This window comes from Fibrobacter sp. UBA7003, from assembly GCA_002449765.1.
Lineage (GTDB): Bacteria > Fibrobacterota > Fibrobacteria > Fibrobacterales > Fibrobacteraceae > Fibrobacter.
This window is the reverse complement of sequence record DJXN01000013.1, coordinates 42,307-54,060: the sequence shown is the minus strand read 5'-3', so window position 1 is coordinate 54,060 and position 11,754 is coordinate 42,307. Positions and strand designations below refer to the sequence as shown.

The following is an 11,754-nucleotide window of genomic DNA, read 5'->3' as shown; positions in this document are numbered from 1 at the left end:
CAATGGGTTCGAAGAAACGATTTGCCATCAACGGCTTTGCGCAAGTGTTTGCCTTCCTGGTGAGCATCGGCATCACGTTTTTCCTGACCCCCTACATTGTCGCCCGCCTGGGTGCCGCCGCATACGGTTTTGTGGGCCTTGCAAGCAACTTCGTGAGCTACGCGCAGATTATCACGATCGCCCTCAACTCGATGGCGGGGCGCTTTATCACCATAAGCGTACACAAGAACCAGATCGAGGACGCGCGCAAGTACTTCAGCTCGGTTTTCTTCTCGAATATCATCCTTGTCCTGTTCATCAACTGCATCGCCATCGGCGTCCTCTACAAGCTCGAATACATCGTCAAGATTCCGGAAGAAATTATCGGGGATGTCAAGCTGCTTTTCGGTTGCATTTTCCTGAACTTCTTCATCAGCCTGATCTTCAACGTCTATAGCGTAAGCACCTTCATCCGTAACCGCCTCGATCTCTCTTCTACCAGGTCGATTGTCGCCCACGCCCTGAAGGCCCTGTTGCTCATCGCGCTCTTCTACTTCTTCGACCCTGCGGTATGGTTCATCGGCCTAGCAACCGTCATCAGCACAGTCTATACCATCGGCACAAACATCATGTTCAAGCGGAAGCTCACTCCGGAGCTCCGGATTTCGTTCAAGTATTTCGACACCAAGTCTATCAAGGAACTGCTTTCAGCAGGCGTCTGGAATATCGTTTCCAAATTCAACGCCATCCTGTGCACGGGATTCAACCTGCTCCTTGCGAACATCTTTATCGGTGCGGGGCCCATGGGTATCCTTTCCATTACGCGCCGCATCCCGGAACTCACGCTCACGTTCTACGAACGCATCAACTCCATCTTCGCGCCGCCCTGGACCAAGCTCTACGCCGAAGGGAACACGAAGGAACTGCACCGGGGCATCATCTCTTCGCTCCGCTTCTTCGGCATCATCAGCATCATTCCCACGGCATTCATCTTCGTGTTCAGCGACCACTTCTACCAGCTATGGATGCCAACGCAGGACGCGCACCTGCTCTATATCTTGACAGTTGGCGCCTGTGTCGACCTACCGATTGCGATGCCCCTGCAGCCTATCTACAACATCTACCCCATTGTAAACAGGATTAGGGCAAATTCGCTGTTCGGGCTCGGGCTCTTTTCGCTCACCTTCGTAGTCGTGGTCATCGGTCTGAACGTTACGGAAGGCGAGACGACACACCTGATGATTATCGCCTGCACAAGCGCCATATTCAACGCCATCAAGGCTCTCACGTTCCTGCCGCTCTACGGAGCACACTGCGTGGGGCTCAAGGCACGCCTGCTCTACGCCTGCACCGTACGGAGCCTCATCGCATTTGCCGTCACGCTCGCTCCGCTGTTCTACATCAAGCAGTTCATCACGGACCCGAGCTGGGCAATGCTCTGCGTAAGCGGGCTTGCCTGCTGCGTGGTGGGCGGCGCGTTCGGCTACCTGATTATCCTCGACGGGGATTCGCGCAAGGAAACTCGCAAGATTGCAGGCAAGCTAATCGCGAAGATTACGCACAGGAACTAGTACAGGAAAGTGCGGGATTCCGCCTCGCAGAAAAGCGCCGGAATCAGGACTGCGGCTATTCTTCGGGCATCAGCAAATTCTGGTCGAGAACCCACATCCAAGCATCCGCCGCGTCCAGGAGGCTGTCCGTAGGAGCCTTCACGCCTAGCGGGAGCTTCTCTTCGGCGACAAAACCGCCCACTGTCTCGGTCGTATCCCAATCGACGGCACGGCTCTGCCTGCGCGCATGCGAGAAAGAAGCGTTCCCCGCGCGGGCAAATACCACCACGGAATCCCCGCGCATCACGGCATCGGAATGCCGGAACGAGAACACCCTCCGGTGCGATTCGCCAAAGAGGTTCTCCCCGACGAAGTGGTTTGTCGCCCGCAGCCCCAGCTGTGACAATATGGTGGGCGCATAGTCTACGTGCGAACGCGGTTCCAAAACCAGGCTGTCGGCAGGGATCCCGGCGCCCGCCCAGATGAACGTGGTCCACGTGTAGGTGCTGTTTGCCTCTCCGAGCTCATCCTGCTTTTTCTGGGCCTTCGCATTGGCGATGGAGTGGTCGCCCGTAACGACAATGATTGTCTCGTTCGCGCGCGGGCCATTCCGCACTGCATCCAGCACAATCCCGATGGCACTGTCCAGGTAGGCGACGGCCTGGGCGTAGCGCTGGTCGGATGTCGAGGCCGGCTCCGCATAGGATTTCGGCACCGTGAAGGGAGTGTGCGTCACGAAGTTTATCCACTCGAAGTAGAGAGGCTTATCCTTGGGGCGAGCCGCATAGACTTCCCTGAACCTCTCTGCAAGCGGAATATCCGCAGACCTTTTCGGGTCGTATTCGGCAAAATCGAACCACTTGCTAAACCAGGGCGTAAAGTTGTCGAAGCTGGGCTCGGCGGCGGTAAGGACGACACGGTAGTAGCCAGCCTCGCCTAAGATATCGGGCAGGGAGCGGGTTCGCGTATTCATGAGGCTGCTCAGGAACACCTTGCTCGGATGGCTCCAAATTCCAAGCTGCAGGCCAAGCATACCTTCGGTCGAAGGGTAGCCTACGCTGTAGGTATAGGGGAACGTCGTGCCGGCCTTGCCCAGGGCGCAAAGGTTCGGCATGCGTTCGCAGTTCTGGCCAATGCGGAAGTCTCCCACCCAGCCGCGAAAGCTTTCCAGGGAAAGGAGAATCACATCCTTCTTCTGGTCGAGCGGACGGTTCCTGAATTCTTCCATCAGGGAATCCTCATTTTCAACTGGATGGTAGAAAGGGTATTCCGATTCCGGGTTCCCGCCCAGCATCGAAATTCCCTGCTCAAGGCGCTGCGGGCGGACGCTGTGTTCGCGCTGGTAGATGTACTCGTCCAAGATTGTCAGGTACGTGGGCTCGATAGTCTGCCAGCGGATGCGGCAGGGCTTGTAGTAGTGGTGCGCATTCCCGCTCGCGACGGCAATTACCACAAGGACGCCCGCAAGCACGCAAGTCACCCACAGGGAAAGCGGACGCTGGCGCAACTTCGCAAGCATCACGAAAAACAATACACCCGCAAGCAGCACCAGGAACACGGACAGCAGGAAGTTCGGGAGCCCGTCGAGCGCAACGTTCGACGCCATCGTCGAATCCAGGCGGAAGACCGAATACGTGGAAAGGAAGGACATGGTCAGGTGCTGCCCCATCCAGCGCATGATCTGGTCGTCGATGGCGCATATGACCAGATGGAACCAGGTGAGCGCGGCCACCAGCACGCACACCCATCTTGCGGCCTTTCCCTTCAGAAGCGTAGCCAGGGAGAATAGCGCTCCCAGAAATGCGAACGCGGCGATGTTCACGATGGTCGCACATATAATCCCGTTCACGGGACGTTCGATAAAGCTTCCGCCCGACGGCGTCTCGGTAAAGTACAGTTGCAGAATTTGCAGGAATCTTATCCCGAAGGCAATCAGGATAAACAGGACAGGCTTGCTAAAAAGAAAATTCTTCACCACAGCAAAGATAGTTTTTTCCAAAGCGGGAACTGCGGCTGCACAATAATTTATACATTGTACCTACAAACAGGAATTCCGCATGATATCCGTCGCGATGGCAACATACAACGGCGAGCGCTACATTCGACAGCAGCTCGACTCCATCCTGAACCAGAACGTTCAGGATTTTGAAATCGTAGTATGCGACGACTGTTCCACCGACGGCACGTGGGACATCCTTCAGGAATACCAGTCCAAATTTCCGTCCATTCGATGTTTCAGGAACGAGAAGAATCTCGGGTTCAAGGCGAACTTCGAGAAGGCCATGCGCCTCTGCGAAGGCGAATTCGTCGCGCTCTCCGACCAGGACGACATCTGGAAAGAAGACCACCTAAAAACTCTCGCGGAAACAATCGGCGACCGCGACATCGCCTGCGGAGATGCGGAACTCATCGACGGCGAAGGCAAGCTTCTCGGGGCAAAGCTCAGCGAAGTAGATTTTCTCTACCATTGCCCAAAGGACTACCGCGAGATTCCGCTCCGCATCTTCTACAGCAACGGATGCTTCCAAGGAGCATCGATGCTCATCCGGAAATCGCTGCTGGATGTCGCGCTCCCGCTCCCCGAAGGTATCGACTATCACGATACGTGGCTCACCGTCATCGCCTGCTACAGCAAGGGTTTCGCCTTCACGCCGCAGGTCATTACGCAGCACCGCCGCCACGACATGAACGCCTCGCGCCGCACGCACTGGCCGACCTATCTCGGGTTCATCCACTTCAAGCGCAACCCCGTCCGTCCGGACAGGCTCTGCATCGCCGAATCCGTCAAGACAAGGCTACAGGGCAAACTCAACCGTTCGCAGTTGCAGCAACTGGAGCACCTGAGCGTCTACTACAAAAACCGCAAGTCAAAATTCGGGAAGCTGAAGAATCTCCTTTTCAGGTTCTTCCACTACGGTTCCATCTACACGACGCATACCAAGTTCTATATCGAGTGGTAACCGGGCCCTACACCAACCCGATTCCATTCTTAGCGCACTTCTATTTCAATCATGACCGGATGATGGTCCGACGGGAACCGGTAATTCTCGCCGTCGAAATACGTCTCGCGCAGGATTCCGTAACGCAGGATATCGACCCCGCCACGACAGAACATGTGGTCGAGCGTTTCCTCGCTGTGCCTATCCGTACGGAACTTCGTGAAGGAGCCCTCGGGAATGGAGACGACCGGGGAGATTTCCAGCGCTTCGCGGAAAAGCGAATCCTCCTTCAGAATCTGGATAGGTTTCCTTCCCGGCTTGATGTTCAAATCCCCCATGAAGATTGTCGGCGCGTCGCCCGCAATGCGCGGGACAAGGTTTCTTGCCATGCGGGCACTCTCCATCCTCGCCGTATCGCCCTTGTTGTCCCAGTGCGTATTGAACACGAATAGTTCCTTGCGGGTTTCCTTATCGACCAGGCGGACCCAATTGCAATAGCGCGGGTGTTTCGAGTCCCAATCCTTCACGCCGGGAACCATCGAACGCGAATACCAGAACACCCCGTTGTCGAGAAGCTCAAGGCGGTCCTTGCGAAACGCGATAGGGTTGCCTTCCGTACGGCGGTCGAGCACCCATTCATATTCCGGCAGCAGTTCCTCGAGCATGGCCCTCTGCGTGGAATCCACCTCCTGCATGCCCACCACGTCGAAATTCCTGAACCGCACGACCTTCGCGATTTCGGGGGCACGCTTGCTCCAGGCATCACCCCGAAGCGAATCCTTGACATCGACGCAGCGGATGTTCCATGTCGCGACATGGAACGGTTCCGCACGGGATACCGTCACCAAAAACAGAACAGCTAGCAAGGCAAGCGCTTTCAACGACTTCATATGGCAATATTAGTTTTTTCAGACCTCTTTTTTTTATCTTTTAGACAGAAATGAGATTTGTATTTCTAGGTCTGATGCTTGTCCTTGTCTTCGGCAAGGTCCGCTACCTCCAGGACGCCTTGGGCTTTGGAGGCGAAGTGGTCAATATCCCGCCTAAAATCATTCTCATCGTCATTCTCTTCGGCATTTTCCTGCGCGCCATCCACGGCAAGCGACTTATCAACTTCTCTCTGACAGAAAAACTCATGTTCGTGGCCTTCGGGCTATTTATCGCCTGCGGATCCCTGAGTTCCGTTTTCTCCGACGAGCACATGAAACTCTACCCGCAAATCATGGACGTCGTGAACTACAGTTCGTTCATTCTGGGGTTCTACGGTACCATCTGCTATTTCCAGGACACGCCGAAGGAGCGGCTGAAGGAATGGCTCGAGCCGACGATATTCTTCGTCAAGGGGCTGACCGTCGCAACTCTGCTATTCTGGTTCCTCGAACAGGCTTTCGGGCTAGGGATGACCTCGCACGACGCAGCGCACCGACTTTTCCCGCCCTACGAGTTCATTTACTACCACGGCACCTACCTCATCACTGTCGTCGCCTTCTCGTTTCTGCTTCTCTACAAGGAACGCAATCTCTACACGTTCATCCTCTGCGCGCTCTGCCTGCTTTCGGCCAGAGACCGCGGCTACATGTTCCTGCTGCTATTCATCGCCTTTGCAATCGTTTACCGGAGCAACACCTTCAACATAAAGCTGTTCATCCCGTTGCTATTCCTCATCGGAATCATTGCCGGCGCGATTTCCTACCAGAAGATTCTCTACTACACCGACGACGACTCCATCCGGGCCACGTTCTACGTGGTGGCAACAATGCTCGCGCTCAAATACAACCCCCTGGGAGCCGGATGGTGCACCATCGGAACCTGGAACGCCTACCGCTATAACTCGCCCGTCTTCAGCGACTACTACTATTATTTTCTCTGGGCCGACGAGCGCGATTCCGTCTATGGCGACTCCGGCTTTTCTTCGATTATAGGCCAGACAGGTTTTGCAGGCACAATCTGCTACCTGCTTTTCATGATACTCCTGTTCTTTGCCATCTCGCAGAAGTTTACCGGCAACAAGAAGCTCCGAATGGTCGTCAGCTGCTGGCTCATCTTCAACATCGTGAGTTTCTTCATCAGCGATTCGATGGTATCGAACTTCTCCATCATCAGCTCGTTCTTCATGGGAATTCTCTACTTGACCCAGAAAGAGGACCCGGACGAACCGAAAGCCCCGGCGCAAGGTGACGACGGCAAAACTGTGCCGGAACTGGAAAACATGGCAGAAGGCGAAAGCGCCTCCGACGAAAACTAGACTACTTTTCCCACACGAGCAACCCGTGCGTACGGCGTTTCTCTTCGGGAGGCAACTTCATGTAGTCGCCATACAAATTATGCAAATACTTGTCGTAGGCGACGGGCGCGTTATACATCTTGCCCTCGAACTCCACCTTCACGGCAGATTCCAGGTCGGCGCGTTCCATACGCTCGTGCGGGCCGTAGCCCCAGTTGATGCCGCCGAGATAGCGTCCCTTCTCGTAGCGCCGTATCTTGCTGATGCGGTCGATGCATGCCGACGCGAAATCGTTCACGCGCTCGGGAGAGATGTGCAGCACCTTGAGAATCGGGAGCGCAATCTTTCCGAACAACCCAGTGCGCGGGCGGAAACCGAAATACACGCCCTTGCGCAAAAAGAGTGTCACCTTGTAATGCAACTTGTTGAGGAAGTTATTCTCGAACAGGCTGTCAATCGCAAATACATCTATCCAGAGCGCCGTGCGGGAACGGTTGTTCTTCTCGCACGCCTCCGTGTTCGCGTTCACGACCTTCAAGAACGGCTTGTGCGACTTCCCGTTCTTGTAGAAATGGATTTCAAACGGAGCATCCATCGTCAGGTTCTGGATTTTCTCGAAGTCCGGGCGGGGCATGAACACGTCGATGTCGTCGTCCCACGGGATAAAGCCCTTGTGGCGGATGGCGCCGAGCAGCGTGCCTCCGCAGAGGTAATACTGCAGGCCGTTCTTTTCGCAGGTATCGACAAAAGCATCCAGAATTTCTATCTGCTTCTGCCTAATTTCCTCACCCGATAATTCGCGCATAGTTACTTCTCGAATGTTGACTTCTGGGGCAAGATCTGCTCGAACGCGGCGACAAGTTTTTTCTGGATGTTCTCGAACACGTCCAGGTTCTCGTTCTCGTCCTCGTTAATGCAAATCGCCTTGTACTTCCTTTTGCAAATCGCCTTCGCGATATCGCCCGCATCGTCGACATCCAGGTCGAAGCGCTGCCGCACCGAATGCATGTTCACAGGTGCAAAACGTCCCTGGGCGATCTGCCAGTACCTGAACAGGTACTGGTTCACGTTGAAGAACGACCTGAACTTGCAGGCACATGTCGCATCGAGAACCTCGGGTTCCTTTTCCCAGAGATCCACGAATGTGCTCTTCAAAAACGACTGCGCCGTATGCGTCCGCTTGAAACCCGGGAAAACGGGCGACGCCATCGTGTAGAGGGTATAGAGATTGTTCTTCAGGCCGTAAGCGGGATGAAAGAACTTGAACGGATGCTTGCGAACGGACTTCTTCTTCGAAAAATTCCTGTTCAGCACACCCATGTTGTGACCGTCGATGGACTTGGAAATATTGTAACGCTTGGGCAGCAGGAACTGCATGGAGGCTTCATCGCAAGGCAGGCCGTTTCTGAAAAAATCCGTCGGCTTCGCCGGAGCGACAAGGAACATGTCGTCGTTGAAATAGACGAACTCTTCCGAAAGATCCTTTATCCTGTGCAGGTTGAGCTCAATCGTGTGCGAATTGAATGTCGGCAGGTATTTCGCCGGAATATACTCCGAATGCCTGACAAAGTTGATCTTGGGGTGATCCAGGTTTAGCCACGCGGGCGTGTGTCCGCACGTCACGAAATGGACCTTGTCCACCCAAGGGGCAAACTGTTCCACGCCCCGGAACCAGTACTTGAGCAGGCCCCAGTCCCTAAAGCGCGCCGCGGCATTGTCGACAGGCGTGCCGGAATACTTGGCCTTTTCCTTCAGCCACTCCTCGTCACCGCCGTCAACCCAAATCAGGACAAAATCCATCAGATGAATCCCTTCTTCTGTAGGTCGGCAAAGGCGGCGAGCAGGCAATCGTAATCCTTCTCCGTCAGGCACCCGATATGGCCGACGCGGAAAACCTTTTCCTTCAGGTCGCCGCCGTTGGGGCAAATCCAGATTCCATACTCGTCCTTCAGTTTCAGGAACAGGTCGTTCGCCGAAACCGTCGTCGGACAGAGCGCCGTCACCGCGTTGGAGGGGGAACAAGAAAATTCCTTGAACGGGAACGCCTTGATTCGGTCCCTGAAGTACCGAGCAAGATGCGCCGTACGGGCAATTTCAGTTTCGACACCGCCTGCGGCATCGATTTCCTTAAGTCGCGCGTTTATCTGCAACAGTGTCCCGACAGCGGGCGTCCACGGGGTCTGACCGCGTTCCGCGTTCCTGAGCGCAATCTGCAAGTCGAGATACTGGCAGACGCACTTTGTCTTCGACACGCGTTCAAGCGCCCGCGGCGAAAGCACCATGACGGAGATTCCCGGCGGGCAGGCAAGTGCCTTCTGCGAACCCGTAATCATGATATCGGCGCCCAATGCCCCCATATCGAACGGATCGGTCAAGAAAGAGCTGATGCAGTCCACAATCAGAAACAAACCGTTCCTCTTGCAGAACGCACTTATCATGTCCATGTCGTACAGGATGCCCGTCGACGTCTCGTGCATGTTGACGACGAACGCCGTGAAGCCCTTGTTCTCGAACGGTGCCAGATGATTCGCGGCAAGCGGAGTCCCGGCCTCCAGCGCAATCTCCTCGAACGGCACCTGGTGCAGCTGGAGTAGTTCCACAAAGCGGTGGCCGAAGCTTCCGCCATTAACAACGAGCACCTTGTCCGCAGAGGCAAGCGTATTCATGATGGACGCTTCCATCGAGGCCGAACCCGAACCCGTGATGAATACGACCCTGGAGCCTTCCGGAGCCTTCGCGAATTTTTTGACCAAGGCTTCGTTCTCGAACATGACATCGGAAAACTCGGCCGTCCTGAAATAGGGAACCTGATGGGAGCCAATCTCCCTTACGGTTTCGCTCGACTGCACCGGACCTACTGTAAAATTGAGCATCCGTCAAATCTCCGTAAAGTTTTTCCTGTCGGAAAACTGCTCCATGACTTCCGCCATGGCGATACTTTCCCTGCGACGCAGGCGAGCCGAAGAGAAACGCCTGTTCACGATACAGCTGACAAATTCCTGAATTTCGTAGCGGAGCCCGAAGCCATCCCACTTGTAGAAGAACTTCTTGTTATCGTTCTGGTCTTCGTAGCGGAGCTCGAAATAGTCCGTCTTCCACCAGGGAGCCGGCACATAGGCGTAGCCCTTCGTTCCCGAAATCACCAGGTTGCCTTCGGTTTTGACGCCAAGCCCGACCTTGAAGGAGCACACCGCCTTCGGGTACCTAAAAATTCCGTGCGTATAGACGTCAATCCCGTTCTCGATGCGGGAAAACAGGCGCAGTTCCTCGTAATCGATTCCCATCAGCTTGAAAATGGGGAGCAGCGGGTAGCTGCCTTCCTCGTACAGGGAACCGCCCGCCTGCTTGCTGTCAAATTCGCGACCGCTCTTGTCGAGCAACTGCGAAAGCGAGGCCTCGATATCCACCACGTCGCCAATCAGCCCGGATTTGATCATTACCATCAGGTGGTTGAACGCCGGGCAGTGCGCCGTCTTGTTCGCTTCCATCAGCACGAGGCTATGTTCCTCGGCGTACTTGTAGAGTTCCTTCGCCTCGTCCTTCTTCAGGACCATCGGGGTCTCGCAGAGTACGTGTTTCCCCGCTTCCAGCGCCTTCTTGATGCATTCATAGTGCGAAAGGTGCGGAGTCGCGATATATACGGCGGAAACCCTGGAAAGCAATTCGTCGTAAGACTTGCAGCAAGCGCCATCGGCCAAGTGGTTCTTGCAGAATTCCCTCGCGACTTCGATATCGGCATCGTATGCGGCAACGACGCGCACGCCATTCACCACGTCGGCTTCCTGCGGGAAGCGCTGGGCAACACGGCCGCAGCCAACAATGCCGACAGGCACCGTTTCCTGGTCCTGGTCGCGCAGCTGCGTCGAGGAAATGCCTTCCGTGCGGGGCAGGTACACGACATCGCAGAATTCATTGAGGTAATCGAACTTGCCTTCCCAATCGGAACCTATCGCGAAGATATCGACATCGTATTTCTGGATATCGTCAATTTTCTGCCCGACATAGTCCTCGATAATCACCAGGTCGGCAAAGCCCGTAGCACGCACGGCTTCGACGCGTTCGAGCACGTTGTTGCGGACATTCAGCTTTCCGCGTTCGCGGTCGAAATTGTCGTTGGTAACCCCGACAATCAGGTAGTCACCGAGTTCCTTCGCCCTACGCAACAGGTTGATATGCCCCTGGTGCAGCAAATCGAATGTGCCGTATGTGATGACCTTCTTCATTCTTCGTCCCGCCAGTACATGGAAACAATGTGGTCATGCCGTTTGTCTTCGGGCGGCAGCGTTTTCCAGTCCCCGTAAAGCGACGTGAGGTATTCCTCGGGCATGGCCACTCCATAAAACTGAGTATCTTCGAACTTGTAGAGTCTAGGTTCGCCCATGTATTCCCTGGGCATCGTTTCGGCCTTCGCGGTACCGCCGTATGTATTCGCGATGAGGTCGCCCTTCTTTTCTACCAGGTGGCGCTCGATGAAATTGTAAATCATGTCCCTGCTGACAAAGAAGAACACCGTCTTGATCAAATAGGCAAGAATCTTCTTCGAAAGCGAGCGGTTCTTCGCACTCAGCACCCTGTAGCCGCGCATCTTCAAGATAAAATCCTTGATGCGCCCGCGCGTCTTGCTCGTCGCAGGGTCGAGCTGGAAGATGTCGATATCGACACCGTAATCGCGTTCCTGTCCGTCCGTCCAGCGATACACATGCAGGGTTCGCTCGTCGGAAATTTTCAGGAAGCCGGTGACGGACGCGGTATCCTTGCGGGTGAGCATCCTGTAGGGCGCGGGCAGCCGCTCGGGCAGAATCTTCAGCAGGCGTTCGAAATCCTTCCTGGACACGGCGAAATCCATATCGTCATCCCAGGGGATAAAGCCGCCGTGACGGATGGATCCGAGCATCGTTCCGCCCACCATGTAGTAGGGGATATTCTCTTCTACGCAAATCTGGTGGAAGACCTTGGCTATACCCAGCAAGACTCCCTGAAGTTCCTTCACGGACTTGATCGGCCTGAGTTTTTCGACATCTATGTTGCTGGTTTCTTTTTTCATCGGGCTTCCATCTAGTAC

The 11,754-nt window shown here is 55.0% G+C and carries 10 protein-coding genes; 3 read left to right on the top strand and 7 right to left on the bottom strand.

The genetic code is table 11. From position 1 onward, the window contains the following. Positions 1 to 2: 2 nt before the first annotated feature. Positions 3 to 1,550 (top strand): MATE family efflux transporter, encoded by a 1,548-nt coding sequence (locus B2952_RS09970; RefSeq protein ID WP_290736682.1) that lies wholly within the window; start codon positions 3 to 5, stop codon positions 1,548 to 1,550. Positions 1,551 to 1,605: 55 nt separating this feature from the next. On the opposite strand, the gene B2952_RS09965 is transcribed toward B2952_RS09970, so the two are convergent. Then, positions 1,606 to 3,504: an LTA synthase family protein gene (locus B2952_RS09965; RefSeq protein WP_290736687.1), complete on the bottom strand. Its 1,899-nt coding sequence runs from the start codon at positions 3,502 to 3,504 to the stop codon at positions 1,606 to 1,608. 82 nt (positions 3,505 to 3,586) lie between these two features. Here B2952_RS09965 and B2952_RS09960 point away from each other — a divergent pair, with 82 nt between their 5' ends. Beyond that, the gene (locus tag B2952_RS09960) at positions 3,587 to 4,489 is read left to right on the top strand and encodes a glycosyltransferase family 2 protein (protein ID WP_290736690.1); all 903 of its coding nucleotides are present in this window, start codon (positions 3,587 to 3,589) and stop codon (positions 4,487 to 4,489) included. Between the two features lie 29 nt (positions 4,490 to 4,518). Here the strand turns inward: B2952_RS09960 and B2952_RS09955 are convergent, their stop codons facing one another. Beyond that, on the bottom strand, positions 4,519 to 5,358 hold the full coding sequence (locus B2952_RS09955; protein ID WP_173380871.1) for an endonuclease/exonuclease/phosphatase family protein: 840 nt from the start codon (positions 5,356 to 5,358) through the stop codon (positions 4,519 to 4,521). Between the two features lie 50 nt (positions 5,359 to 5,408). Between B2952_RS09955 and B2952_RS09950 the strand changes: the two genes are divergently transcribed. Beyond that, positions 5,409 to 6,713, top strand: a complete 1,305-nt coding sequence (locus B2952_RS09950; RefSeq protein WP_290736693.1) for a hypothetical protein — start codon at positions 5,409 to 5,411, stop codon at positions 6,711 to 6,713. Between the two features lies 1 nt (position 6,714). On the opposite strand, the gene B2952_RS09945 is transcribed toward B2952_RS09950, so the two are convergent. The 5 genes from B2952_RS09945 to B2952_RS09920 are packed head-to-tail and all read right to left on the bottom strand — an operon-like array spanning position 6,715 to position 11,736. Then, positions 6,715 to 7,497 carry a LicD family protein gene (locus tag B2952_RS09945; RefSeq protein WP_290736696.1) on the bottom strand — a complete coding sequence of 261 codons (783 nt, stop codon included), beginning with the start codon at positions 7,495 to 7,497 and terminating at the stop codon, positions 6,715 to 6,717. Between the two features lie 2 nt (positions 7,498 to 7,499). Further along, positions 7,500 to 8,492, bottom strand: a complete 993-nt coding sequence (locus B2952_RS09940; RefSeq protein ID WP_290736699.1) for a stealth family protein — start codon at positions 8,490 to 8,492, stop codon at positions 7,500 to 7,502. Then, positions 8,492 to 9,565, bottom strand: coding sequence for a pyridoxal-phosphate-dependent aminotransferase family protein (locus tag B2952_RS09935; protein ID WP_173380870.1), 1,074 nt, complete (start codon positions 9,563 to 9,565; stop codon positions 8,492 to 8,494). Before B2952_RS09935 ends, B2952_RS09940 begins: the two co-directional genes overlap by 1 nt. A gap of 3 nt (positions 9,566 to 9,568) precedes the next feature. Continuing rightward, positions 9,569 to 10,915, bottom strand: coding sequence for a Gfo/Idh/MocA family oxidoreductase (locus B2952_RS09930; protein WP_349678231.1), 1,347 nt, complete (start codon positions 10,913 to 10,915; stop codon positions 9,569 to 9,571). Next, positions 10,912 to 11,736, bottom strand: a complete 825-nt coding sequence (locus B2952_RS09920) for a LicD family protein (RefSeq protein ID WP_290736702.1) — start codon at positions 11,734 to 11,736, stop codon at positions 10,912 to 10,914. The genes B2952_RS09930 and B2952_RS09920 overlap by 4 nt, the downstream gene beginning before the upstream one ends. Between the last annotated feature and the right edge of the window lie 18 nt (positions 11,737 to 11,754).